Origin of the sequence: Burkholderia sp. FL-7-2-10-S1-D7, from assembly GCF_001524185.1 — a bacterium.
GTDB classification, from domain to species: domain Bacteria; phylum Pseudomonadota; class Gammaproteobacteria; order Burkholderiales; family Burkholderiaceae; genus Burkholderia; species Burkholderia diffusa.
On record NZ_LOWY01000072.1, the window covers coordinates 84098 to 108816 of the forward strand.

Consider the following 24719-nt stretch of genomic DNA (forward strand, 5'->3'; position numbering starts at 1 on the left):
TCATCATGTCGAAATCCGGAAACAACCGCGGTCAACCGGGCTGGACGCTCGACCGCAAGTCGCTCGAGCTCGACGTGCGCCGCGAACTCGAGATGCCGTCGCGGCGCCTCTTCAACCGGCGCGTGCTGACGCTCGGCGGCCTGACGATGCTGACCGGCTGCACGCTGCAGGACGACGCGTCGGTCAACGCGTTCCTCGAGAAGGTGTCGCGCATGAACGATCGCGTGCAGGCCTGGCTGTTCAGCGGCGAGCGGCTTGCGCCGACCTATACCGAGGCCGACATCACGCGGCCGTTCCCGTTCAACGCGTATTACGGCATCGACGACGTGCCGCACGTCGACGCATCGACGTACCAGCTCGTGCTGTCGGGCCGGGTGACGGGCAAGCGCGTGTGGACGCTCGACGAGCTGTATGCGCTGCCGCACGCGGAGCAGATCACGCGGCACATCTGCGTGGAAGGGTGGAGCGCGATCGGCCGCTGGGGCGGCACGCCGTTCGGCGCGTTTCTGGCACGCGTCGGCGCCGATACGCACGCGAAATACGTCGGCTTCAAATGCGCGGACGATTACTACGAAAGCATCGACATGCCGACCGCGCTGCATCCGCAGACGCTGCTCGCATTCGAATACGACGGCCGTCGCCTGCCGCCCGAATTCGGCTTTCCGATGAAGCTGCGGATGCCGACCAAGCTCGGCTACAAGAATCCGAAGCACATCATGGAAATCTTCGTGACCGATACCTACCCGGGCGGCTACTGGGTCGATCAGGGGTACAACTGGTTCGGCGGATCGTGAGCGGCGGGGCGCGGCCCCGCACCGCCGTGCTTCACGGGTGCGTCACGCGGATTCGCGCACCGGCAGATCGACGCGCGGGCCGACCGCCGCCGCCCTGTTCACGCGCGCGTCGAACCCGAACAGGTTGAGCTTGCCGCGCGGCAGATCGGACCCGCGCGGCTGAGTGACACCCCGCCGCGTCGCGGCTTCGGCCGGCCGGCCCGCGCTGGCGTCCCGGACATGCGTATCGCGTTCGTGGGTCATCGTTTCTTCCCGATCGTCAGCGCACGGTAGCGCCGGGCAGCCCGCGCGACATCCACGCAGCGCCTATCCGGCCCCGGATTCCGTTCGTCCGGATGCCGAAAAATGTCGCGCCGAAACGTCAGTCGATATCCTTTCAGACGGGTCCGATGATGCTTTCGAATCCTTGATGCCATAATGCCGAGCGTGCGGCGGCCGAAGCCGTCTGCGCGCGTGTTTTCGACCCTCTGCCGCCGCTTGCCGGTCCTCTTTCGTCGCCGTTCGCACTGCCATGTCGTTCCGCACGTTCGTCTCCGCCTTCCTGGTCCCGTCGGGGCCGCTTGCCGGTATTGCCGGCGTCTTTCAGCGGAGCACGCGACACGTCGTGCGGGCGGGCTGAACGATGACACCGCTCGACCGCCTCCTCGATTTCCTCGCCCGCCTGCCGATCCGGATCCGCCTGCCGCAAAGCCGCGGCGGCCGTGTTGCTCTGGCCCTGGTATTCATCTATTTCGTCTGGGGCTCGACCTACAGCGGCCTGCATTTCGCGCTGCAGTCGTTCCCGCCGCTGCTGCTGTCGGGGCTGCGCAACCTGCTCGGCGGGATCGGTCTGTTCATCTTCGCGCTGCGTCGCAAGCCCGAATGGCCGACGCTGCTCGAAATCCGCAATGCAGGGATCGTCGGCACGATGCTCGTCGCGCTGTCGTCCGGCACGATCGCGCTCGGGATCAGCTCGGTCAGCAGCGGCTCGGCCGCGGTGATGGTGGCGACGGTGCCGCTGTTCGCGACCGTGATCGCGGCGGTCGCCGGGCGGCCGGTCGCGAAGGGCGAGTGGGCCGCCGTCGCGCTCGGGATGGTCGGCATCGTCGTGCTGAACTCGGGCGGCGCGGCGGCGCAGAATTCGGCGCTTGGCACGATCTGCGTGCTGGCCGGCGCACTGTTCTGGGCAGGCGGCGCGCATCTCGCGACGCGGCTCAAGCTGCCGTCCGACCTGTTTCTGTCGACGTCGCTGCAGATCGGCCTCGGCGGCATGATCTCGACGCTCGTTGCCTGGCTGGTCGGCGAGCGCATCGAGCACGTGATGGCGGGGCCGGTGTTCGCGTTCCTGTACCTGATGGTGTTCTGCACGATGGCCGCGTACGTCGCGTACGGCTACCTGATCCGCCACACCAGCCCGATCATCGCGAGCAGCTGCATGTACGTGAACCCGATCGTCGCGGTCGCGCTCGGTGCGCTGCTGCTTGGCGAGCCGGTGACGATGGCGACCGTGGTCGCGACCGTCGCGATTCTCGGCAGCGTCGGGCTGTCGTTCGTGTTCGATCCCGCGCGCCGGCCCGCGGCGCGCGCGGCGGCCGACGCTTCATCGGCCGCGGCAACCGTGGCCGTCGAATCGGCGGCGGGTGCGGCGTCCGCACCGGAACAGGCCGCGATGCCGGACCCGGCACCGATCCTCGCGCCTTCCGCAGTATCGCTTGCGGTGCCGGTACCGGCTGCCGTCGTGGACCCGTCCGCGGTCATGGATCCCGCGCCAGCATTCACGCTTCCACCGGCGGCCGAAGAACCGGCCGCGTCTCGCGCCGACGCGTGACGCCGGCGCGCGGGGCGGCGTTCAGCCGCGCCGTGCGCCGCGATGGTGGGACCAGCCGGCGAGCGCGGCAAACAGCAGGCCGGCCGCGCACATGCCGGTCCAGCCGAACGCGTGCCACGCGGCGACGCCGGCCGACGAGCCGAGCGCGCCGCCAATGAAGTAGCACACCATGTACACGGTGTTCACGCGGCTGCGCGCCTCGGGCTTCAGCGCATAGATGCGCGACTGGTTCGAGATCTGCGCGGCCTGCACGCCGACATCCAGCACGATCACGCCGATCACGAGCCCGACGAGGCTCGTCCCCGACAGCGCGAAAATCACGAACGAAGCCGCGAGCAGTGCGATCGCGAGCGAGATGATCGCGCGCGGGCCGCGCTTGTCCGCGAAACGCCCCGCGTATGGCGCGGCCAGCGCACCCGCCGCGCCGACGATCCCGAAAAGACCGGCGGCCTGCGGGCCGAGGTGGAACGGCGCGCCGGCGAGCAGCAGCGTGAGCACCGGCCAGAACGCGCTGAACGCGGCGAACAGCGCGGCGCCGGTCAGCGATGCCTCGCGCAGCCCGCGCAGTTCGACCGCGAGGTGCCACATCGAGCCGAGCAGCTTGCCGTACGACAGCGTCGACGTCGGCGAACTGCGCGGCAGCCGCAGCACGATCACCGCGGCCAGCGCGACGAGCGCTGCGACCGATGCACCGAACACCGCCCGCCAGCCGAAATATTCGGCGACGAAGCCGGCCGCCGTGCGCGCCAGCAGGATGCCGAGCAGCAGGCCGCTCATCACGGTGCCGACCGCATGCCCGCGCTCGGCCGGCGGCGCGATTTCGGCCGCGAACGGCACGGCCTGCTGCGCGATCGTCGCGAGCACGCCGATCGCGAGGCTCGCGCCGGCGAGCACCGCCAGCGATGGCGCGGTCGCGGCCACGATCAGCGCGATCGACAGGCCCGCGATCTGCATCAGGATCAGCCTGCGGCGATCGAAACGGTCGCCGAGCGGCGCGAGCAGGAACATGCCGGCCGCATAGCCGAGCTGCGTCGCGGTCGGCACCGCGCCGATCCATGACGCGCCGTCGGGAAAGGCCGAGCGGAAGCTGTCGAGTAGCGGCTGGTTGTAATAGATGTTCGCGACCGATACGCCCGCGATCGTCGCGAGCAGCAACAGCAGGCTGCGCGAATAGTGGGGCGAGGCGGCGTCGGTCGGACGGTCGGTGGAGGCGGCGGACATGGCGGCAACGGAACGAAGTTGGGCGGCGTGGGCGCGCGGCACGGCGTCGGCCGCGCGCCGATCGAGGGTGCCGATCATACCGGAGCACGGTGAATCCTGCCGGCCGTGCCGCCAGGCGATCAGGCGGCCCGGCCAGGGCGTGACGGGCCGCTTCGGTCGCTATCCGCCGCTATCGGCCGTGATCTGTCGCAACGGGCCGCGACCGCCCGCAACCGCCCGTCATCGCGAGCGACGCGCGCCTTCAGTCGACCAGTTCGCCGCTCGGTTCATAGAACGGATAAGGCCCGTCGCCTTCGTCCACGTACACGTGATGGGACATCATTCCCCCTTCCGGCGTATGCAGGTGGACCGCGAACGCGGGCGGCTCGAGCCGGAACGCAGACGGCGCATCCGCGCGCAGGTCGAACGCGACCTGGTGCGCGGGCGCCGGCACGGCCGACGCAAGCGTGCCGCCGAAGCGCGTGAACATCGTCCGGTGCACGTGGCCGCACAGCACGCGTTCCACGTTCGGATGGCCGCGCAGCAGCGCATCGAGTTTCGCGGCGGCGGCGGGCGCGAGGCGCAGCGCGTCCATGTGCCCGATCCCGGATGCGAACGGCGGATGGTGCAGCGCGACGATCACCGGCCGGTCGCGCGCGGCGTCGAGCTGTGCGGCGAGCCACGCGAGGCGCGCGTCGCACAGGTCGCCGTGGCTCGCGCCGGGCACCTGCGAATCGAGCGCGAGCACGCGCACGGCGCCGACGTCGAGCGCGTACTGCACGAATTCGCCTTCCTGCAATTCGGGGCGATCGGCGAACGCGCGGCGCAGCCCCGCGCGATCGTCGTGATTGCCGACCATCAGGTAATAGGGAATCTCGAGCGGCGCGAGCAGGTCGCGCAGATGGCGGTATTCGTCGTCGTGGCCGAAGTCGGTCAGGTCGCCCGTGACGAGCACCGCGTCGGGGCGCGGCACCAGCGCGTTCAGCTTCGCGATGCAGCGCGCGAGCGCGGCGGCGGTGTCGACGCGCCGGTACGCGAGCTGGCCCGGACGCTTGATGTGGAGATCGCTGATTTGAGCAAGCAGCATCTTCGTTCCTCGGAATGTCTGGTTATCGTTGGGCGGCGTTACGCGGCGAGTGCGATCAGGCCTTCCGCCGCGATCGTGAGGCCGACCGCCGTGCCGCGCGCGAGCTCGACGCGGCCCGGCACGTCGATGACGAGCGCATCGGGCGCCGCATGCTCGATCGTGAGCCGCGTGCGCTCGCCGAGGAACGCGCACGCGCCGATCGCGCCGCGCAGCGGCGCATGCGCGGGATCGGCGAGCTGCGCATCCTCCGGGCGGAAGAACCACTCGTCGGCGGCGTGCGGCGTGACGATCGAGCCACCGGTCGTCACGAGCGCGCCGTCGCGCCATTGTCCCGCAAGCCGGTTCAGCGTGCCGATGAACTGCGCGACCGTGCGGTTCGCCGGCCGGTAATAGATGTCGCGCGGCGTGCCGATCTGCTCGATGCGGCCCGCGCCCATCACGACGATCCGGTCGCCGAGCTCCATCGCCTCGGCCTGGTCGTGCGTGACGTACACGGTCGTTACACCGAGGTCGCGCAGCAGCGCATTCATGTCGCGGCGCAGCACGTCGCGCAGCTTCGCGTCGAGCGCGGTCAGCGGCTCGTCGAGCAGCAGCACGCGCGGGCGCACCGCGAGCGCGCGCGCCAGCGCGACACGCTGACGCTGGCCGCCCGACAACTGATCGACCGGTTTGTCCGCATGCGCGTCGAGCCGCATCATCGCGAGCAATTCGTCGACGCGTTCGCGCAGCGCGCGCGGCTCCGTCTTGCGGATCTTCAGTCCGTAGCCGACGTTGCCGCGCACCGTCAGGTTCGGGAACAGCGCGTAGTTCTGGAACACCATGCCGACCTGGCGGCGCTCGATCGGAAGCGCGGTCACGTCGTCGCCGCCGAACAGGATCGTGCCGCCGGCGTCCGGCGTGTCGAGGCCGGCGATCAGGCGCAACGTCGTCGTCTTGCCGCAGCCCGACGGGCCGAGCAGCACGAGTGTCTCGCCCGCGCCGATCGACAGGTCGAGCGGTTCGAGCACGCGCGTGCCGCGGAACGTCTTCGCGCAGCGGGTCAGGGTGATGGAAGTGGAATCGAGTTTCATGGGAGCGGGAAAGTCAACGCAGGGTCAGCGCGGGCGACGCTTCAGTGCGCGCGTGCCGGACGGATCGACGCCGAGCCACTGCATCGCGACGAGAAGCGGCAGCGTCATCAGCAGGAACACGATCGTGTAGGCGCTGCCGACCTCGAGGCGCATCGATGCGTAGGTGTCGGCGAGCCCGACGGGCAACGTCTTCGTGTCGGGCGTATGCAGCATCCACGTCAGGTTGAATTCGCCGATCGACAGCGTGAGCACCGCGAGCGCGCCCGCGACGATGCCGGGGCGCAGGTTCGGCAGCACGATCGTGACGAAGCGCGTGACGAACGACGCGCCGAGGCTCGCCGCGCCTTCCTCGAGCGTGCGCAGGTCGGCGCCGGCGGCAACCGCCGCGACCGCGCGCACCATGAACGGCAGCGTGAACACGACGTGGCCGACCACGATGAACCACAGGCTCATCCGGAACGCGGTGAAGCCGCCGTACACGACCAGCAGCGCGAGTGCCGAAGCGAGGCCCGGCAGCGCGACCGGCAGCACGAGCGCTTCCTCGATCACGCGGGCGACGCGGTTCTTGCTGCGTGCGAGCGCATAGCCGGCCGGCACGCCGACGACGAGCACGATCGCGAGCGTCGCGAACGCGACGCCGAGCGACAGCGCGACCGAACTCTGGTATTGCTGCCACACCTGTTCGAGCCAGCGCAGCGTGAGGCCGCTCGACAGCCCGCGGAAATAGTTGACGGTGAGGCCCGCGAGCACCGACATCACGACGGGCACGATCAGGAACGCGCACAAAAGCAGCGTGACGCCCCATTGCAGCGCGGCGATCGCACGCGCGCCCGACACGCGCGGCGCGCGCCGTGCGGCGCCGTGGGCATGCGACGGCGCGGGTGCCGGCGACGGCGCCGACGAACCGGAAAGCGATTGCATGAAGGAATCCTCAGGCCGCGGCGGCGGCGGTGTGGCCGGTGAAGCGGCGCGCGAGCGCGAGCACGGCCCAGGTGACGATGCCGAGCACGATCGACAGGCCGGCCGCCGTCGCGATGTTCGCGTTCAGCGTGAACTCGGTGTAGATCGTCATCGGCAGCACGTTCAGGTCGGTGGCGAGCGTGAAGGCGGTGCCGAACGCGCCCATCGCGGTGGCGAAGCAGATCGCGCCGGCCGCGATCAGGCCCGGCGCGAGCGCCGGCAGCACGATGTCGACGAAGATGCGCCACGGCGACGCGCCGAGCGAGCGCGCGGCTTCCTCGAGCGACGCGTCGAGCTTCGACGCGGCCGCGATCACCGTGACGATCACGCGCGGAATCGAGAAGTACAGGTAGCCGACGAACAGCCCCGCAACCGAATACGCGAACACCCACTTGTCGCCGGTCAGCTTGGCGGACAGCATCCCGATCAGCCCTTGCCGGCCGGCGAGCATGATCACCATGAAGCCGACCACGACGCCCGGGAACGCGAGCGGAAAGGTGAGCAGCGCGAGCAGCACGCGCTTGCCGGCGAATGCGCGGCGCGCCAGCAGCAGGCCCGAGATCGTCGACAGCGCGAGCGTCGCGAGCGTGACGCCGGCCGACAACGCGACCGTTTCGCCGAGGCTCTTCATGTAACGCGCGTTGCCGAGCAGCGCCGCGTACCGCGTGAAGAACGCGCCGTCGGCGGACACCTGCACGAGCGCCGCCATCGGCAGCAGCCAGAACGCGGCGAACACCGCGAGCGCCGGCGCGACGAGCGCGACGCGCCAGCGCAGCGGGAAAGTCAGGTCGAGCATGGCTTGAGTCCGGCGCTTACTGCATCACCTGCAGGTATTGCTGGCCGAACGCCTGCTGACCGGCCGCCATCTTGCCGAAGTCGACCGATTTCGCCCGCGCATATTCGCTCGCCGGCAGGAACTTCGCGGCGACGTCGGCGCCGAGCGTCTGCGCGCGCACCGGACGCAGGTATGCGTTGGCCCACAGCTTCTGGCCTTCGTCGGACAGCACGAAGTCAAGCACCTTCCTGCCGTTCGCGTCGTGCGGCGCGCCCTTGACGAGGCTCATCACGTACGGCACCGCGATCGTGCCTTCCTTCGGAATCACGAACTCGACGTTCGCGTGATCCTTGTACTTCGCGCGATACGCGTCGAAGTCGTAGTCGAGCAGGATCGGAATCTCGCCGGACAGCACGCGCGCATACGCAGTCTGCTTCGGCACGATAGGCGCGTTGGCCTTCAGCTTGCGGAACCAGTCGAGCGCCGGCTTGAAGTTGTCGAGGCTGCCGCCGAGCGCCTGGTTGACGGCGACCGCGCCCGCATAGCCGACGAACGCGCTCGACGGATCGAGGTAGCCGACCATGCCCTTGTATTCGGGCTTCAGCAGGTCGGCCCACGAGCGCGGAACCGGCTTGCCGTCGAGCGCGTCCTTGTTCACGAAGAAGCCGAGCGTGCCCGAGTGGATCGCGAACCAGTAGCCCTGCGGGTCTTTCAGGTTCGCGGGGATGTCGTTCCAGTGCGCGGGCTTGTACGGCGCGATCACGTCCTTGTCCTTCGCCTGGAACGCCGACGACACGCCGAGATAGACGACGTCGGCGACCGGGCTCTTTTGCTCGGCGATCAGCTGCGCGATCGCCTGGCCCGAGTTCTTGTTGTCGAACGGCACGCGGATGCCGGTCTTCTGCTTGATCGCCGCGATCTGCGCGGCCCAGTCTGCCCATTCGGGCGGGCAGTTGTAGCAGATCGCGGTGTCGTCGGCGTGGGCGGCGGGTGCGAACGCGACGAGCGCGGCGCAGGCGATGGGTGCCGCGAGCACGCGCAGCAGCGAGGTCAGGCGAAAGGACACGGTGGGTCTCCGGGCGGGGTAAGGGTAGGTCGTCGCGTCGTGCGCGATGGCGCGGCGCGCGCGTTCAGGCCTGGTGCAACTGAAGGTCGGCGGCCGGCGGCGCGACCGTCGCGCCGTCGCGCACCGTATGCGGCAGGATCAGCGACGTGCGCTCGATCGTCGCGCCGCCGATGCATTCGACGAGACGCCGCCATGCATGGCGGCCGATGTCCTGGTTCGGCGTCGCGACGCTCGCGAGCGGCGGCGCGAGCAACTCGCCGATCGCGATGCCGTCGAAGCCGAGCACCGACAGGTCGTCGGGAATCGAGAAGCCCGCGCGGCGCAGGCCGCGCATGACGACCATCGCGAGCAGGTCGTTGCTGCAGAAGAGGGCGGTCGGGCGCGTGGCCTGCGCGGTGAGGTGCGCGAGCACAGCATCGGGCAACTCGGCCGCGTTGAAGTCGACTTCGACCGGCGGCAGCGTCGCGACGCCGGCTTCCTCGAGTGCTTGCGCGTAGCCGAGATGGCGCTGGCGTGCGCGATCCGACGCGGCGAGCGAGCCGGCCAGCATCAGCACGCGGCGATGACCGCGCGCGGTCAGCAGACGGACGCCGTCATAGGCGGCGCGGCGGTTGTCGACCGACACCGACGGGCGGCGTTGCGTGTCGTTGTGCATCAGCACGTAATGCGGGCCGTCGCGGTCGAGCATGTCGAGCAGCGGATGCGTGTCCGCGTCGGCGACGGTCAGGATCAGCCCCTCGACGCGCTGTTCGCGCAGCGTCTCGATCGCATGGCGCTCGCGTGCCGCATCGTATTCGGTCGTCATCAGGATCAGCTTGAAGCCGGCCGCGGTCGCGAGTTCGTCGATGCCCTGCAGGCAGTCGGCGAAGACCGGGTTCGACAGCGTCGGCACGACGACGCCGACGAGCCGCGTGCGCTCGCCGCGCAACTGCCGGCCGAGCGGGCTCGGGCGGAACTGCAGCGTGTCGATGGCGGTGCGGATCGTCGCCAGCGTGGCGGGGCTGACGGTGTGCGGCGCGTTGATCGCACGCGAGACGGTGGCGATCGAGAAGCCGGCGAGCGCGGCGACGTCCTTGATGGTCGGGGTCATGAAGTTACGCGATGTAAACGTTTTCGGCAGGGAAATTATCGAAAACGTTTGTGACTTCGCGATGACGCGCGAGACGTCTGTTTCGCGAGCGGCACGATACAAACATCTGACGTTTGGCGCCCGGCGAGCGGGGCGGATTCGATTGTATCGGCGGATGCTGCGGCGCGGGACGAAATCGATCAAGGTGTCGCGTCGATGTCGATGACGGCGGATAAATCGGGGCGCAGACGGCGGGGGCCGACATGCTGCGTCGCGATGCAATGCGCGTGAATCCGCTAACGCATGTGCAAGCAATGGTAGAATCGCGTCCGCCCTTTTGCCGGGGTGATGAAATTGGTAAACATAGCGGACTTAAACGATTGAGTGCCCGGCCGGAAACGGTCGGTGCAGAACCCTTCAAATTCGGCGAAACCCCTGATGTGCGCATCGAGGCAACGCCGAGCCAAGCCTCGCGGTACAGCTCAAGCGAGGAAGGTGTAGAGACTAGACGGGGGGCGCCTAAGGCGCACGGGCGGCGATCACGCCCGCGCGCGACGGCGAAGGCATAGTCCAGCGCACGAACGGCTTCGTTTCGACGCCGCCGGCTTTGAAAGAAGCAGTGTGACGAAAATCCGCCGCCTTAATTGGCTTGCCGGTTCAAGTCCGGTCCCCGGCACCAGATTCGCTTCACTGCGATGCCATGAAGTTCGGAAGACCCGCGAGAAACACGTTTCTCGCGGGTTTTTTGTTTTCGGGTCCTGCTCGGGTGCCATTCACGTCCGAGGGCATGCGGGTGTATGCCGGCATATGGGCATGAGCTGTTACGCGTCGCACGTCGCCGCCCCCGATGAAGTGGTCTTTACCACCGTGCTATCCGGTTTCCGTGCCGAAAAATAGTCTCCGTTCCGGAGAGCACCTTTCCGCTGCCGGTCACTAACAGTAGAAAAACGGCTCATTACACTGCGCCCGTCGCATCGCGGGATACCTCGGCGCGGCACGCATTCGCAGCGCGCAAGCATTGCGACCAGCAAACGAGAGACCTGGGGGGTAAATCATCATGAACAAGCGTTGGGGGATCATCGTGCCCGCCGCGTTGCTTGCCACCGCCGCGCATGCACAAAGCAGCGTGACGCTCTACGGCAAGATCGAGGACGGTATCAACTACACGAGCAACGCACGCGGCCACGGTACCGTGCAACTGCAAAGCGGCTACGATTACGGCAGCCGCTGGGGCATCAGGGGTACAGAGGACCTCGGCGGAGGCTACCAGGCCATTTTCACGCTCGAGAGCGGCTTCGACGTCAACAACGGGAAAATGAGCCAGGGCGGCCGGGAATTCGGCCGTCAGGCTTTCGTCGGCATCGCGTCGGAGCGTTACGGCACCGTCACGCTCGGCCGCCAGTACGATCCGAGCGTCGACATTTTCTCGCCGCTCACCGCGAATGGAAACTGGACGGGCTATCTGTTTGCGCATCCCTACGACAACGACAACACCGATTACTCGTTCCGGGTGAACAACTCGGTGAAATACGTGTCGCCCGTATGGCACGGGATTACCGCGGAAGCCATGTACGGATTCAGCAATCAGGCGGGCGGCTTTGCGAACAATCGTCTGTATGGCGCCGCGCTGCAATACCAGCAGGGCGGGCTGACGGTCGGCGCGTCGTATTTGAAGATCAACAACGCGCACAATGCCGATACGACCGGCGCGATCACCGGCGACAACACGTTCGATGCGTCGTCGCAGCAGAACATCGGCATCGGCGTGAACTACGCGTTTGCGAATGCGCTCGTCGGGTTCACATACTCGCACGCGGATGTGTACGATCCGACGTCCAATGCGTATTTCACCGGGACGACGCAGCCGGCCGGCGGCACATGGAACGCGTGGAAATTCGATAACTTCGAGGTCAACGGGCTCTATCATTTCACGCCCGCGTTGTACCTCGGCGCGGCTTACACCTATACGCAGGCTCGTGTCGCCTCGACGGTCGGCTCGTTCAATCCGAAGTGGCATCAGTTGAGCACGAAGTTGAATTACGACATGTCGAAGCGCACGTCGGTATTCGTGGAAGGGGTCTATCAGCATGCGATGAACGCACACACCGGGACCGACTTCGACTACGCGTACGTTCCGGGCGCGGCCGACATCTCGTCGGGCCCGAACCAGTACGTCGTGCGTGTCGCGCTACTGCATCATTTCTGACATGGCTGCTGTTCGCGGGCACCGTTCGCCGGTCACCGCATCGGCCCGCATGCGATAGCGTGAAGGATCGCGGGCCGTTCTACTCTTGCAGTGGTGCCGGACGGGTGGATCGTGTGGAGGCCGGCCTCGGCGAGACCCGCGAGACGCCATGCACTCGCGGGTTTTTCATTGGGCGTGCCGCCCGCATCGGCGTTGCAACGCTGCCCGCGGCGCCCTTCGCTGCGACGAACGTGAGGCCATGTGATACTTGGGACACACGTCGCGCCGCACGCAGGTGCGTCACCGGCACACGCACGTGCGCCGAGCGCTTTCAACACCATTTACCTGCCTCAACACCACCCGCCATGACCGATTTGAACTACCACTATTACGAACCGTCGCAAGGCCACGGGCTGCCGCACGACCCGCTGAACGCGATCGTGGGTCCGCGCCCGATCGGCTGGATTTCATCCCGAGGCGCGGACGGCACGCTCAACCTCGCGCCGTACAGCTTCTTCAACGCGTTCAACTATCGTCCGCCGATCATCGGCTTTTCGAGCATCGCCGCGAAGGACAGCCTGCGCAACGTGCAGGAGACCGGCGAGTTCGTCTGGAACCTCGCGACGCGCGACCTTGCCGAGCGGATGAACCAGACCTGTGCCGCGGTGCCGTATGGCGTCAACGAATTCGAACTCGGCGGCCTGACCGCGATTGCGTCGCGCCTCGTCGACGTGCCGCGCGTGGCGGAAAGTGGCGTGAATTTCGAATGCAAGGTGACCGACGTGATCCGGCTGCGCGATCACCGCGGCGTCGAGACACCGGCGACGCTGGTGCTCGGCGAGGTCATCGCCGTGCATATTCGTCATGACCTGCTGAAGGACGGCATCTTCGACACGTTCGGCGCGGGCATCATCCTGCGCGCCGGCGGCCCATCGGCCTACGTGCACGTGACGCCCGGCAGCCGCTTCGACATCGCGCGCCCCGACGCGTGATTCATCGTCCGCCGGGGCCAGTCGGCCAGCCGGCCAAGCTGGCGCGCAAGCGCCCCGACGCACCGAGACCCCGCCGGGATCCAGGATTTCGCGGGGTCTTTTGCTTCGTATCGTCCGATATGACCGCGGTGTGCCGATCGGTCCGGCCTCGACACGCACGCTTCACCGGCCGTTGACGCAGCGCAGCACGGGCGGCGCGCGTTCACGCCGCCGCCAGCATCGATCGTCCATCGACCCCGCCATGGCAAATCTGCTCACCCGCAACGAGCGGGTTGGCCATCGACGTTTCGCGCCATAAGGCATAAATTTCCAAGGTTGGCGCGCTTATCCGTGCGCCAGCTCGCGCGTGAGCCGGCAACCGGCCGCGCGCTTCCATCAGCGTGAGACACAATCGAGCGTGGAGACGACACGATGAGCCTGTCAGAGCCATTGCGTCTGCATGTGCCGGAGCCCACCGGGCGTCCGGGCTGCAAGACGGATTTTTCCTATCTGCATCTATCGCCGGCAGGCGCGGTTCGCCGCCCGCCGATCGACGTTGCGCCGGCGGATACCGCCCATCTCGCCCGCAGCCTGGTGCGCGTGCTCGACGACCACGGCGAAGCCCTCGGCCCGTGGGCGCCGGACCTCGACGATGCGCGCCTGATCGCGGGGATGCGCGCGATGCTCAAGACCCGCATCTTCGACGCGCGCATGATGATCGCGCAGCGTCAGAAGAAAATCTCCTTCTACATGGTGAGCCTCGGCGAAGAGGCGATCGGCGCCGCGCATGCGATGGCGCTGCGTCATGGCGACATGTGCTTCCCGACTTACCGCCAGCAAAGCATCCTGATCGCGCGCAACGTATCGCTCGAACGGATGATCTGCCAGTTGATGTCGAACGAAGGCGACCCGCTGAAGGGGCGCCAGCTGCCGGTCATGTATTCGGACCGCGAAGCCGGCTTCTTCTCGATCTCGGGCAATCTGGCGACGCAGTTCATCCAGGCGGTCGGCTGGGCGATGGCGTCGGCGATCAAGGGCGACACGAAGATTTCGTCCGCATGGATCGGCGACGGCGCGACCGCGGAATCCGACTTCCACACCGCGCTGACGTTCGCGCACGTGTATCGCGCACCGGTCGTGCTGAACGTCGTCAACAACCAGTGGGCGATCTCGACGTTCCAGGCGATCGCGGGCGGCGAGGGCACGACGTTCGCCGGGCGCGGCGTCGGCTGCGGCATCGCTTCGCTGCGCGTCGACGGCAACGACTTCCTCGCGATCTACGCGGCATCGACCTGGGCGGCCGAACGCGCGCGCCGCAATCTCGGCCCGACGCTGATCGAGTGGGTGACCTATCGCGCCGGCGCGCACTCGACGTCGGACGATCCGACCAAATACCGGCCGAGCGACGACTGGGCACATTTCCCGCTCGGCGATCCGATCGCCCGCTTCAAGCAGCACCTGATCGCGAAGGGCATCTGGTCGGACAGCGCGCACGATGCGCTCACGGCCGAGCTGGAGGCCGAGGTGATGGCCGCGCAGAAGGAGGCGGAGAAGTTCGGGACGCTGGCCGACGACCGGATTCCGTCGCCGGCCTCGATGTTCGACGACGTGTACAAGGAGCTGCCCGCGCATCTGCGCCGCCAGCGCCAGGAACTGGGAGCCTGATCATGGCGCAACATGAAACGACGACGGCATCGGCGCAGCCGATGACGATGATCCAGGCGCTGCGCTCCGCGATGGACGTGATGCTCGGCCGCGACGACGACGTGGTCGTGTTCGGGCAGGACGTCGGCTACTTCGGCGGCGTGTTCCGCTGCACCGAGGGGCTGCAGGCCAAGTACGGCAAGTCGCGCGTGTTCGATACGCCGATCTCGGAAGGCGGGATCGTCGGCGCCGCGGTCGGGATGGGCGCGTATGGATTGCGGCCGGTCTGCGAGATCCAGTTCGCGGACTACTTCTACCCGGCGTCCGACCAGATCGTGTCGGAAGGCGCGCGGCTGCGCTATCGCTCCGCGGGCCAGTTCACGGCGCCGATGACGATCCGGATGCCGTGCGGCGGCGGCATCTACGGCGGCCAGACGCACAGCCAGAGCCCGGAGGCGATGTTCACGCAGGTTTGCGGATTGCGTACGGTGATGCCGTCGAATCCGTACGACGCGAAAGGACTCCTGATCGCCTCGATCGAGAACGACGATCCGGTGATCTTCCTCGAACCGAAACGCCTGTACAACGGGCCGTTCGACGGCCATCACGAGCGTCCCGTCACGTCGTGGCTCAAGCATCCGGGCAGCGCGGTGCCGGAAGGCTATTACACGGTGCCGCTCGATACGGCTGCCGTCGTGCGGCCCGGCAACGACTTGACGGTGCTGACGTACGGCACGACCGTGCACGTGTCGCTGGCCGCCGCCGAGGAGACCGGCATCGATGCGGAAGTGATCGACCTGCGCACGCTGTGGCCGGTCGATCTCGACACGATCGTCGCGTCGGTGCGCAAGACCGGCCGCTGCGTGGTGGTGCACGAAGCGACGCGCACCTGCGGCTACGGCGCGGAACTGGTGTCGCTCGTCCAGGAGCACTGCTTCTACCATCTGGAAGCGCCGATCGAGCGGACGACCGGCTGGGACACGCCGTATCCGCACGCGCAGGAATGGGCGTATTTCCCCGGCCCGGCGCGGGTCGGCGAAGCGTTGCGACGCGTGATGGAGGCCTGAGATGGGGATTCATGTCATCAAGATGCCGGATATCGGCGAAGGGATTGCCGAGGTCGAGCTGGTGGCCTGGCACGTGCAACCGGGGCAGACGATCGCCGAAGACCAGCCGCTCGCCGATGTGATGACCGACAAGGCGGCGGTGGAGATTCCGTCGCCGGTGGCCGGCAAGGTGCTGGAGCTTGGCGGGCGAATCGGCGAGATGATGGCGGTCGGCAGCGAGTTGATCCGTCTCGAAGTCGAAGGCGACGGCAACCTGAAGCCGGGCGTGAAGGCGCGCGATGCCGGCGCGGAGGTGACGCAGTCGCCGGCGGCGGTCGATGTGCGTGCGGAGCCGTCGTCCATCGATGAGGGATCCGAAACACATGCGTCACCGAAGGCGACGCCGCCTGCCGCGTCCCGCGTGCCGGCCGAGCCGCGCCGCGCGGAACACGCGGTGCCGCCCCGCGCGGCACTCGCGCCGGGCGAACGGCCGCTCGCGTCGCCGGCGGTGCGCCAGCGCGCATGGGACATGGGCATCGAGCTGCGCTACGTGCGCGGCACCGGCGAAGCCGGGCGGATCCTGCATGCGGACCTCGATGCGTACGCACGCACGGGCGGCGGCGCGGCGCGCGGATCCCAGGCGCGCGGCTACGACGAGCGCAACGACGAAACCGACGTGCCGGTGATCGGCCTGCGGCGCGCGATCGCGCGCAAGATGCAGGAAGCGAAGCGCCGCATTCCGCACTTCAGCTACGTCGAGGAGCTCGACGTCACCGAGCTCGAAGCGCTGCGCGCCGAGCTGAACCGGCGCCACGGCGACACGCGCGGCCGGCTCACGCTGCTGCCGCTGCTGATTCGCGCGATGGTGATCGCGCTGCGCGACTTCCCGCAGATCAACGCGCGCTACGACGACGAAGCCGGTGTCGTCACTCGCTACGGCGCGGTGCACGTGGGCGTCGCGACGCAGACGGACGACGGTCTCACGGTGCCGGTCCTGCGTCACGCGGAAGCGCGCGACGTGTGGTCGATCGCGGCGGAAATCGCGCGGCTCGCCGACGCGGTGCGCGCGAACCGCGCGCAGCGCGACGAACTGACCGGCTCGACGATCACGATCTCGAGCCTCGGCGCGCTCGGCGGCATCGTGTCGACACCGGTCATCAATCATCCCGAGGTCGGCATCGTCGGCGTGAACCGGATCGTCGAGCGGCCCATGATCCGAGACGGCGCGATCGTCGCGCGCAAGATGATGAACCTGTCGTCGTCGTTCGACCATCGCGTCGTCGACGGCGCGGATGCGGCCGAATTCATCCAGGCCGTGCGCGGGTTGCTCGAGCGCCCGGCGCTGCTGTTCGTGGAGTGAGCGCGATGAAGAACGAACACACCACGTTGCTCGTGATCGGCGGCGGGCCGGGCGGTTACGTCGCCGCGATTCGCGCGGGGCAGCTCGGCATTCCGACGGTGCTGGTCGAGCGCGAACGGCTCGGCGGCACGTGCCTGAACATCGGCTGCATTCCGTCGAAGGCGCTGATCCATGTCGCCGACGCGTTCGAGCAGGCGTGCGGGCAGGCCGGCGAAGGGATGCTCGGGATTCGCGTGCGCACGCCGGAGATCGACATCGCGAAAAGCGTCGCGTGGAAGGACGGCATCGTCGAGCGGCTCACGCGCGGCGTCGGTGGGCTGCTGAAGAAGCACGGCGTGCGCGTGTTGCACGGCGAGGCGCGCGTCGTCGACGGCAAGACGGTCGACGTCGTCGCCGGCGACCACACGACACGGATCGCATGCGAGCACCTGTTGGTCGCGTCGGGTTCGGAACCGGTCGCGCTGCCGTCGATGCCGTTCGGCGGCCACGTCGTGTCGTCGACCCAGGCGCTGTCGCCCGCGTCGTTGCCGAAGCGGCTGATCGTCGTCGGCGCCGGGTACATCGGGCTGGAACTCGGATTCGTCTATCGCAAGCTCGGCGTCGACGTCGGCATCGTCGAGGTGGCCGAACGCGTGCTGCCCGCATACGACGCGGAACTCGCGAAGCCGGTCGCCGATTCGCTCGCGCGGCTCGGCGTCGGGCTCTGGCTGGGCCACAAGGTGCTGGGCCTCGCGAGCGACGGCGCCGTGCGCGTGCAGGCGCCCGACGGCGCGGAGAAGACGCTGCCGGCCGACCGCGTGCTGGTCGCGGTCGGCCGCCGGCCGCGCGTCGACGGCTTCGGGCTCGAATCGCTGCCGCTCGATCGCAATGGCCGCGCGCTGCGCATCGATGACGAATGCAGGACGTCGATGCGCAACGTATGGGCGATCGGCGACGTCACCGGCGAGCCGATGCTCGCGCATCGCGCGACGGCGCAGGGCGAGATGGTGGCCGAACTGATCGCCGGACGCCGCCGCAAGTTCACGCCGGCGTCGATCCCGGCCGTGTGCTTCACCGATCCCGAGGTCGTCACGTCCGGCTGGTCGCCCGACGACGCGAAGGCGGCCGGCGTCGACTGCATCAGCGCGTCGTTCCCGTTCGCGGCGAACGGCCGCGCGATGACGTTGCAGGCGACCGATGGCTTCGTGCGCGTCGTCGCGCGGCGCGACACGCATCTGATCGTCGGCTGGCAGGCGGTCGGGCGCGGCGTGTCGGAACTGGCCGCGGCGTTTTCGCAGTCGCTCGAGATGGGCGCGCGGCTCGAAGACATCGGCGGCACGATCCACGCGCATCCGACGCTCGGCGAAGCGATGCAGGAGGCGGCGTTGCGCGCGCTGGGGCATGCGCTGCATGTGTGATCTCCGCGCGCTTCCGCGACACCTCGAATGCGGTGCGCAAGACGCGCATGCAGGCGCTGGTCGCCGAAGGGCGGCTGTCGATCAAGGAAAATCGCGGCGGAACTGGGGTTCAGCGACATGTCGTCGTTTTCGCAGGCGGACAAGCGCTGGACCGGTGTTGCGCCGAGCGTGCCGAGGCTGGCGGGAACGCGCGCGTGGCGGGCGGGATGCGGGTTGCGGTTGACCCTCTCGCGCGGACCGTTCATCGTGTCGGTTCCACGCCGATTCATCGGCCTCACACGGAATGACTTGCCATGAAACTGTTGCTCGTCGGCGCGACCGGACTCGTCGGGCGTCATGTCCTTGAAGCCGCGCTGGCCGATGCGCGGGTGGACCAGGTCGTCGTGCTCGCGCGCCGGCCGTTGTCGCCGCATCCGAAGATGCGCGCGCCGGAGGTCGACTTCGATCATCTGCCCGAGGCGGCCGACTGGTGGCAGGCCGACGCGGTGATCTGCACGCTCGGCACCACGATGCGCGTCGCGGGCTCGCAGGCCGCATTTCGCCGCGTCGATCACGACTATCCGCTCGCGGTCGCGCGTCTCGCGCACCGGTCCGGCACGCCGACCTACGTGCTGAATTCCGCGCTCGGCGCCGATCCGGGCTCGCGCATCTTCTACAACCGCGTGAAGGGTGAGGTCGAGCGCGCGCTCGCGGGCATCGGGTTCGCGTCGCTTACCTACGTGCGCCCCGGCCTGATCGGCGGCAGCCGCGACGAATTCCGGTTCGGCGAACGGATGCTGGTGCTTGCGTTGAGCGCGGCCGGGCCGCTGCTGCCGCGCAAGTGGCGCGTGAATCCCGCGCCGCGCATTGCCCGCGCGCTGCTCGACGCCGCGCTCGAGGCGCGTCCGGGCGTGCATGTGATCGGATCGGAACGGTTGGCCTGAACCGGAACGGGCGACGATGCGCCGCCGACGGCACGGATGAACGAACGAGCGGCCTGCGCTGGCGGGCCGAACTGTTGTAAGACTGTTTCGCCACACCACGCAATAGCGGACATGCGGCGCGCGTGCTGACCTACGATGAAGACATCGCGTCCATCGTCTGCCCAACCGTGTGCACCCACTACCGCGCCCCTGATGAAGACCCGGGTATCAGCGAGCTGAGGATCGGCATCGGCGACCTGTATCGTCGCGATCCGTGGGAGCCCGACGTATATCCGGATTACGCGGCACCCATCGCGCGTGCCGACGGCGACGGCCTCGCGGTCGTCAGCGCGGTGTTCGGCTTCTGGCCGAAGTTCATGCAGCCCGAGCGTCTCGACGAGAACGGCCGTAAGCGCAAGAAGCTCGATACGGTGAACGCGCGCGCGGAAACGGTCGGTTCGTCACGACTCTACGGCAACGCCTGGCGCAACGGCCAGCGCTGCCTGATTCCGGCGCGCTGGATCTTCGAGCCGTGCTACGAAACGGGCCGCAACGTATGGCACCGGATCGGCGTCGACGGCTGGCAACCGTGCTGCGTCGCCGGCCTCTGGCGGCGTTACGAAACCGCCGATGGCCATGAGCGCATCGGCATGACGATGCTCACGGTCAATGCCGACGATCATTCGGTGTTCGCGCGCATGCATCGGCCCGGCGACGAGAAGCGGGGCGTCGTGATCCTGCGCCGCGACGACTACGACGAATGGCTGCATGCGCGCGACGTCGAGGCTGCGCGTCGCATGCTGACTCTCCTTCCCGCCGGCGACATGGTCGCCGCATCCGATCAGGCGTCGCCCGCCGGCACCTGAGGTTTCGTTTTCCCTGCATTTTTCATACGCGCAACTGACGCCGCCGACCATCGGATGCACTCCGTTTTCCCGGGCGATCCGTAAAACGGCCAGACACCGGGTAATCACCGATATTCAGTCATGTTGTATATACAAGATGATCCGCTGGCACTCTCGGCGCGGGTCGTGCCGGCTGCGCGCCCGCGTGCGGACCGTGCGTGGCGCGTGCCACGGCGATCCACGGCGCGCCGCACCCGACGAGTCGAAAGGGCGGCGCGGCACGTTCCCCGTCTCGTCCAAACCATTTGCGATCCTCAGTATCTTGGAGATTTTCCCGTGTCAACGAATCCCAGTGGAAAAGCCGGTGGTCTGATCGAGGTACGCTCGATCGATTTCATTCCCGACGCCGAACGCCACGGCGGCCTGCTGAGCCAGTTCACGCTGTGGCTGTCGGCGAACATGCAGATCACGGCCATCGTCACGGGGGCGCTGGCGGTCGTGCTCGGCGGCGACGTGTTCTGGTCGCTGGTCGCGCTGCTGCTCGGCCAGTTGGTCGGCGGCGCGGTGATGGCGTTGCACGGCGCGCAGGGGCCGCAACTCGGCTTGCCGCAGATGATCTCGAGTCGCGTGCAGTTCGGCGTCTACGGCGCGATGATCCCGATCGTGCTCGTGTGCCTGATGTACATCGGTTTTTCCGCCAGCGGCTCGGTGCTCGCCGGGCAGGCCGTCGCGCAACTGCTGCACGTCGACGACGCGGCCGGCATCCTGCTGTTCGCGGCCGTGATCGTCGTGCTGACGGTGTTCGGCTATCGTGCGATCCACTTCGTCGGCCGGATCGCGAGCGTGATCGGCATCGTCGCTTTCGTCTACATGTTCGCGCAGCTGTTCGCGAACCACGACGTCGGCGCGCTGCTCGCGAACCGGCACTTCTCGCTCGCGAGCTTCCTGCTGTCGATGTCGCTGTCCGCGTCGTGGCAGATTGCGTTCGGCCCGTACGTCGCCGATTATTCGCGCTACCTGCCGCGCTCGACGTCGTCGGTCGCCACGTTCCTCGCGGTTGGCCTCGGCTCGGTGATCGGCGCGCAGGCGGCGATGGTGTTCGGCGTGTTCGCGGCCGCGCTGGCCGGCAGCCAGTTCGCGCACCATGAGGTGTCGTATATCGTCGGCCTCGGCTCGACGGGCGCCGTGGCTGCGCTGCTGTATTTCACCATCGCGTTCGGCAAGGTGACGGTGACGGCACTCAACGCGTACGGCAGCTTCATGTCGATGGCGACGATCGTCAGCGGTTTCCGCGGCAAGGGCGCGGTGTCGTCACGCAGCCGTCTCGGGTACATCTTCGGGATGATCTGCGTGTCGACGCTGATCGCGCTCGCCGGCCGCCATTCGTTCCTGAAGGAATTCACCGCGTTCATCCTGTTCCTGCTCGCGTTCTTCACGCCCTGGAGCGCGATCAACCTGGTCGACTATTACTGCTTCACGCGCTCGCGCTACGATGTGCCGGCGCTGTCCGATCCGGACGGCCGCTACGGCCGCTGGAACGTGATGGCGATCACGATCTACGTGGTCGGCATCCTGGTGCAGCTGCCGTTCATGTCGACGCATATCTACACGGGCCCGCTCGTCGACGCGCTCGGCGGCACCGACATCTCGTGGATCCTCGGCCTCGTCGTGCCGGCCGTGCTGTACTACGTCGGTGCGCGTGCATCGCGACGCAGCATCCCCGAGCGCCTGATCCTGCCGCTCGAACGCGGCGAGGTTCAGCGCTGAGCTGACTGACGCATCGCGTCGCCCGCGTGCCGGCACCCGGTGCGGGCGTTTCCCGATTGCGGTGCCGCGCACCGGCACCGTGCGGATCGCCGTGCGCTTACGAACGCGCGGCGACCGGCGCGCGGCGGCGCTGGATCATCTGCAGTGCGACCAGCGCGAGCGCTGCCGCGGCGATCAGCCCGCCGACGAGCGGCACCGCCGCATAGCCGAAGCCGGCCGAAATCGCCGCGCCGCCGGCTGCCGCGCCGAGCGCGTTGCCGAGATTGAACGCGCCGATGTTGACGGCCGAGGCGAGGCCCGGCGCTTCGTGTGCGGCACGCATCACGCGCATCTGCAACGGCGGGACCACCGCGAACGTCGCGACACCCCAGACGAGCAGCGTGACCGCGGCACCGACATGCGTGCGGGCGAGCAGCGAGAACGCGGCCATCGTCATGATCAGCAGCACGAGGAAGCCGATGAGCGTGCCGTCGAGCGAGCGGTCGGCGAGGCGTCCGCCGGCGATGTTGCCGATCGAGAAGCCGACGCCGATCAGCACGAGCATCGCGGTGACGAAGCCGGGTGTCGCGCCGGTCAGGTGTTCGAGCGTCGGGGCGACATACGTGTACAGCGTGAACATCGCGCCGGCGCCGAGCACCGTGGTCCCGAGCGCGCCGAGCACGACAGGGCGCGTAAGCACGGACAATTCGGCACGCAGGTTCGGCATCTTGCCGGCTTCACCCTTCGGCAGCGCGGCCAACAGGCCGGCGATCGCGATCAGGCCGAGCGCCGCGGTGGCCGCGAACGACATGCGCCAGCCGATCATCTGGCCGAGCCAGGTCGCGGCCGGCACGCCGCCGACGTTCGCGATCGTGAGGCCCATGAACATCGTCGCAACCGCGCTGGCCTGCTTTTCGCGCGGCACGAGGCTCGCCGCGACCACCGAGCCGAGCCCGAAGAACGCGCCGTGGTTGAGGCTCGTGACGAGCCGTGCGAGCAGCAGCGTCGTGTAGTCCGGCGCGACGGCCGACAACAGGTTGCCGATCGTGAAGATCGACATCAGCGCGATCAGCGCCGAGCGACGCGACCAGCGCGCGAGCAGCAGCGTCATCAGCGGCGCGCCGACCATCACGCCGATCGCATACGCGCTGATCAGCATGCCTGCCTGCGGAATCGACACGTGCACGCCGTCGGCGATCACGGGCAAGAGGCCCATCGGCGAGAACTCGGTCGTGCCGATGCCGAACGCTCCGGCGGCGAGCGCCAGCAGCGGCAGCGCGGCGCTGCTGCCCGGGCGGGAAGGGGAAGAAGTCGTGCTGTTCACGCGATGCGCTCCTGCAAGCATTGGGCAACGGCACCGGGCCATTGCGGACAGGGTGAAGTGTGCCTGCATTGCTTTTGCGGAAAAAGCCGCGCTCCGGCGAAACTATCTTGATTCGATATCAACAATGCGGAGTCGAGGCGGCATGCGTGTGCGGCCCGTGGGGAGCAGGTTTCAGCGATTCGTCGGCGCGGCTCGCCGTCGAAAAAAGCCCCGGTCACAGGGGGACCGTGACCGGGGCGAAAAGCATCCGCTCTTTGGCACGAGGGTTGGATGCGGGCGCAGTATATTTCGGGGCATAGGCTTTCGAAATGACGTTTAACGGCCTCTTTTCGTGCCAATTTAACAATTCTGACGTGACGGCGTCATTCGCCTTCGATCTGAAAGATTTTTCGTCCGTCCGAGCGGATGTTGAGTGCGCGATAACGACGAAGCCGGCTGAATCCACTGCCATGCGACGAGGCGGAATCCACCGCCGGCGCGCGGATCGCGCATGCCGGCGATCGATCATTCCGCTTGGCCGGCCGCGTCGCGCACCGCTTCGAGAAACCGCGCGACGACGGGAGACGCCGGCACCGCCGCACCGTCGAATACGAACTCGATATCGAAGCGGCTCGCGAGTTCGTCGAGCGCGACGAGCCGGACCGTGCTCGGGCATGTCGGCGACGCGCTTTCCGGCACGAACGCGCAGCCCATGCCGGCCGCCACGAGACCGATCAGCGTCGGGATGTCGCTACCCACCTGCGCGATGCGCGGCGTGAAGCCGGCCTGTTCGCACTGCGCCATCAGGAAGCGGTGGTGCGCGGCGGAGCGCTGCGCGTCGAACCAGACGAATGGCTCGTGTGCGACGTCGGCGAGCGTGCGCGGCGCGCGGAAGCGGCCGCCGGGCGGCGCGGGCATCGCGAGCACGAAGCGGTCGCTCAGCAGCCGCACGCCCGACAGATGCGGTGCTTCGTCTCGGCGCCACGCCATGATGCCGCCGTCGAGCTGGCCGCGCGTCAGCGCTGCCGCCTGTTCGGCAGACAGCATCGGCGCGATCGATAGCTTCACGTCCGGACACGCGTCGCGAAACGCCTTCAGCACGTTCGCGACGACCGGCAGCGGCAGGCAGTTCGGCAGCGCGCCGAGGCGCAGCTCGCCGAGCTGGCCGGACGCGCTGCGCAACGCGCGTTCGCGGCTGTCCTGCAACGTCGCGAGCAGGCCCGTCGCATCCTGCAGGAAACTCGCGCCGGCCACCGTCAGCGTGACGCCCGTCGCGCGGCGGATCAGCAGCGGCGTGCCGATCGCGTCCTCGAGTTCGCGAATCTGCCGCGACAGCGCAGGCTGGACGATGCCGGCCGCGCGGGCGCCGGCCATCACGCTGCCGGCTTGCGCGACGGCCACGAAGTAACGCAGGTGACGCAGTTCGATCTGGCGCATGCGGTGTCGACTCCGGTTGTCGGCCTTGATTCGGTGGATATGCCTGCCAAGCATA

The 24719-nt window shown here is 68.1% G+C and carries 21 protein-coding genes; 11 read left to right on the forward strand and 10 right to left on the reverse strand.

Annotated features, from left to right (window positions below; all coding sequences use genetic code 11):
- The first annotated feature begins 5 nt into the window (after positions 1-5).
- Positions 6-794, forward strand: a complete 789-nt coding sequence (locus WS75_RS21860) for a molybdopterin-dependent oxidoreductase (protein WP_059683079.1) — start codon at positions 6-8, stop codon at positions 792-794.
- 42 nt (positions 795-836) lie between these two features.
- Here the strand turns inward: WS75_RS21860 and WS75_RS21865 are convergent, their stop codons facing one another.
- On the reverse strand, positions 837-1037 hold the full coding sequence (locus WS75_RS21865; protein ID WP_082729692.1) for a hypothetical protein: 201 nt from the start codon (positions 1035-1037) through the stop codon (positions 837-839).
- Between the two features lie 379 nt (positions 1038-1416).
- Here WS75_RS21865 and WS75_RS21870 point away from each other — a divergent pair, with 379 nt between their 5' ends.
- A complete protein-coding gene (locus tag WS75_RS21870; protein WP_059683082.1) occupies positions 1417-2601 on the forward strand; it encodes an EamA family transporter in 1185 nt (394 codons plus the stop codon).
- A 21-nt stretch (positions 2602-2622) separates the two neighbouring features.
- Here WS75_RS21870 and WS75_RS21875 read toward each other — a convergent pair whose 3' ends face one another.
- The 7 genes from WS75_RS21875 to WS75_RS21905 all read right to left on the reverse strand — a co-directional run bounded on the left by WS75_RS21875 (position 2623) and on the right by WS75_RS21905 (position 9849).
- The gene (locus WS75_RS21875; RefSeq protein WP_059683230.1) at positions 2623-3822 is read right to left on the reverse strand and encodes an MFS transporter; all 1200 of its coding nucleotides are present in this window, start codon (positions 3820-3822) and stop codon (positions 2623-2625) included.
- A gap of 241 nt (positions 3823-4063) precedes the next feature.
- Positions 4064-4888: a phosphodiesterase gene (locus WS75_RS21880; RefSeq protein WP_059683084.1), complete on the reverse strand. Its 825-nt coding sequence runs from the start codon at positions 4886-4888 to the stop codon at positions 4064-4066.
- Between the two features lie 38 nt (positions 4889-4926).
- The gene (locus WS75_RS21885; protein ID WP_059683086.1) at positions 4927-5958 is read right to left on the reverse strand and encodes an ABC transporter ATP-binding protein; all 1032 of its coding nucleotides are present in this window, start codon (positions 5956-5958) and stop codon (positions 4927-4929) included.
- A 24-nt stretch (positions 5959-5982) separates the two neighbouring features.
- Positions 5983-6879 (reverse strand): ABC transporter permease, encoded by an 897-nt coding sequence (locus tag WS75_RS21890; RefSeq protein WP_059683088.1) that lies wholly within the window; start codon positions 6877-6879, stop codon positions 5983-5985.
- A 10-nt stretch (positions 6880-6889) separates the two neighbouring features.
- A complete protein-coding gene (locus tag WS75_RS21895; RefSeq protein ID WP_059683091.1) occupies positions 6890-7714 on the reverse strand; it encodes an ABC transporter permease in 825 nt (274 codons plus the stop codon).
- Between the two features lie 16 nt (positions 7715-7730).
- Positions 7731-8759, reverse strand: coding sequence for an ABC transporter substrate-binding protein (locus WS75_RS21900; protein ID WP_059683092.1), 1029 nt, complete (start codon positions 8757-8759; stop codon positions 7731-7733).
- A gap of 64 nt (positions 8760-8823) precedes the next feature.
- Positions 8824-9849 carry a LacI family DNA-binding transcriptional regulator gene (locus WS75_RS21905; protein WP_059683094.1) on the reverse strand — a complete coding sequence of 342 codons (1026 nt, stop codon included), beginning with the start codon at positions 9847-9849 and terminating at the stop codon, positions 8824-8826.
- Positions 9850-10885: 1036 nt separating this feature from the next.
- Here WS75_RS21905 and WS75_RS21910 point away from each other — a divergent pair.
- The 9 genes from WS75_RS21910 to WS75_RS21950 all read left to right on the forward strand — a co-directional run bounded on the left by WS75_RS21910 (position 10886) and on the right by WS75_RS21950 (position 21945).
- Positions 10886-12034 (forward strand): porin, encoded by a 1149-nt coding sequence (locus WS75_RS21910; protein ID WP_059683097.1) that lies wholly within the window; start codon positions 10886-10888, stop codon positions 12032-12034.
- Between the two features lie 344 nt (positions 12035-12378).
- Positions 12379-13005, forward strand: a complete 627-nt coding sequence (locus WS75_RS21915; RefSeq protein ID WP_059683099.1) for a flavin reductase family protein — start codon at positions 12379-12381, stop codon at positions 13003-13005.
- Between the two features lie 411 nt (positions 13006-13416).
- Positions 13417-14649: a 3-methyl-2-oxobutanoate dehydrogenase (2-methylpropanoyl-transferring) subunit alpha gene (locus tag WS75_RS21920; protein ID WP_059683101.1), complete on the forward strand. Its 1233-nt coding sequence runs from the start codon at positions 13417-13419 to the stop codon at positions 14647-14649.
- A gap of 2 nt (positions 14650-14651) precedes the next feature.
- Positions 14652-15695 (forward strand): alpha-ketoacid dehydrogenase subunit beta, encoded by a 1044-nt coding sequence (locus WS75_RS21925; protein WP_059603485.1) that lies wholly within the window; start codon positions 14652-14654, stop codon positions 15693-15695.
- A 1-nt stretch (position 15696) separates the two neighbouring features.
- Positions 15697-17034: a dihydrolipoamide acetyltransferase family protein gene (locus WS75_RS21930; protein ID WP_059683103.1), complete on the forward strand. Its 1338-nt coding sequence runs from the start codon at positions 15697-15699 to the stop codon at positions 17032-17034.
- Between the two features lie 5 nt (positions 17035-17039).
- Positions 17040-18431, forward strand: coding sequence for a dihydrolipoyl dehydrogenase (gene lpdA / locus WS75_RS21935; RefSeq protein WP_059683105.1), 1392 nt, complete (start codon positions 17040-17042; stop codon positions 18429-18431).
- A gap of 293 nt (positions 18432-18724) precedes the next feature.
- Positions 18725-19354, forward strand: coding sequence for an NAD(P)H-binding protein (locus WS75_RS21940; RefSeq protein ID WP_059683107.1), 630 nt, complete (start codon positions 18725-18727; stop codon positions 19352-19354).
- Between the two features lie 167 nt (positions 19355-19521).
- Entirely contained in the window at positions 19522-20199 is a 678-nt protein-coding gene (locus WS75_RS21945) for an SOS response-associated peptidase family protein (protein ID WP_059683232.1), read from the forward strand.
- 315 nt (positions 20200-20514) lie between these two features.
- The gene (locus WS75_RS21950) at positions 20515-21945 is read left to right on the forward strand and encodes a purine-cytosine permease family protein (RefSeq protein WP_059683109.1); all 1431 of its coding nucleotides are present in this window, start codon (positions 20515-20517) and stop codon (positions 21943-21945) included.
- 97 nt (positions 21946-22042) lie between these two features.
- Here WS75_RS21950 and WS75_RS21955 read toward each other — a convergent pair whose 3' ends face one another.
- Together WS75_RS21955 and WS75_RS21960 are read right to left on the reverse strand one after the other, a co-directional pair.
- A complete protein-coding gene (locus tag WS75_RS21955; protein ID WP_059683234.1) occupies positions 22043-23248 on the reverse strand; it encodes an MFS transporter in 1206 nt (401 codons plus the stop codon).
- A gap of 504 nt (positions 23249-23752) precedes the next feature.
- Positions 23753-24664: a LysR family transcriptional regulator gene (locus tag WS75_RS21960; protein ID WP_059683111.1), complete on the reverse strand. Its 912-nt coding sequence runs from the start codon at positions 24662-24664 to the stop codon at positions 23753-23755.
- Positions 24665-24719 lie beyond the last annotated feature (55 nt).

What these genes read in the sequence shown, in the direction of transcription:
- WS75_RS21860 (WP_059683079.1), top strand. Translation starts at nt 6, where the DNA reads ATGTCGAAATCCGGAAACAACCGCGGTCAACCGGGCTGGACGCTCGAC.
- WS75_RS21865 (WP_082729692.1), bottom strand. Translation starts at nt 1,037, where the DNA reads ATGACCCACGAACGCGATACGCATGTCCGGGACGCCAGCGCGGGCCGG.
- WS75_RS21870 (WP_059683082.1), top strand. Translation starts at nt 1,417, where the DNA reads ATGACACCGCTCGACCGCCTCCTCGATTTCCTCGCCCGCCTGCCGATC.
- WS75_RS21875 (WP_059683230.1), bottom strand. Translation starts at nt 3,822, where the DNA reads ATGTCCGCCGCCTCCACCGACCGTCCGACCGACGCCGCCTCGCCCCAC.
- WS75_RS21880 (WP_059683084.1), bottom strand. Translation starts at nt 4,888, where the DNA reads ATGCTGCTTGCTCAAATCAGCGATCTCCACATCAAGCGTCCGGGCCAG.
- WS75_RS21885 (WP_059683086.1), bottom strand. Translation starts at nt 5,958, where the DNA reads ATGAAACTCGATTCCACTTCCATCACCCTGACCCGCTGCGCGAAGACG.
- WS75_RS21890 (WP_059683088.1), bottom strand. Translation starts at nt 6,879, where the DNA reads ATGCAATCGCTTTCCGGTTCGTCGGCGCCGTCGCCGGCACCCGCGCCG.
- WS75_RS21895 (WP_059683091.1), bottom strand. Translation starts at nt 7,714, where the DNA reads ATGCTCGACCTGACTTTCCCGCTGCGCTGGCGCGTCGCGCTCGTCGCG.
- WS75_RS21905 (WP_059683094.1), bottom strand. Translation starts at nt 9,849, where the DNA reads ATGACCCCGACCATCAAGGACGTCGCCGCGCTCGCCGGCTTCTCGATC.
- WS75_RS21910 (WP_059683097.1), top strand. Translation starts at nt 10,886, where the DNA reads ATGAACAAGCGTTGGGGGATCATCGTGCCCGCCGCGTTGCTTGCCACC.
- WS75_RS21915 (WP_059683099.1), top strand. Translation starts at nt 12,379, where the DNA reads ATGACCGATTTGAACTACCACTATTACGAACCGTCGCAAGGCCACGGG.
- WS75_RS21920 (WP_059683101.1), top strand. Translation starts at nt 13,417, where the DNA reads ATGAGCCTGTCAGAGCCATTGCGTCTGCATGTGCCGGAGCCCACCGGG.
- WS75_RS21925 (WP_059603485.1), top strand. Translation starts at nt 14,652, where the DNA reads ATGGCGCAACATGAAACGACGACGGCATCGGCGCAGCCGATGACGATG.
- WS75_RS21930 (WP_059683103.1), top strand. Translation starts at nt 15,697, where the DNA reads ATGGGGATTCATGTCATCAAGATGCCGGATATCGGCGAAGGGATTGCC.
- lpdA (WP_059683105.1), top strand. Translation starts at nt 17,040, where the DNA reads ATGAAGAACGAACACACCACGTTGCTCGTGATCGGCGGCGGGCCGGGC.
- WS75_RS21940 (WP_059683107.1), top strand. Translation starts at nt 18,725, where the DNA reads ATGAAACTGTTGCTCGTCGGCGCGACCGGACTCGTCGGGCGTCATGTC.
- WS75_RS21960 (WP_059683111.1), bottom strand. Translation starts at nt 24,664, where the DNA reads ATGCGCCAGATCGAACTGCGTCACCTGCGTTACTTCGTGGCCGTCGCG.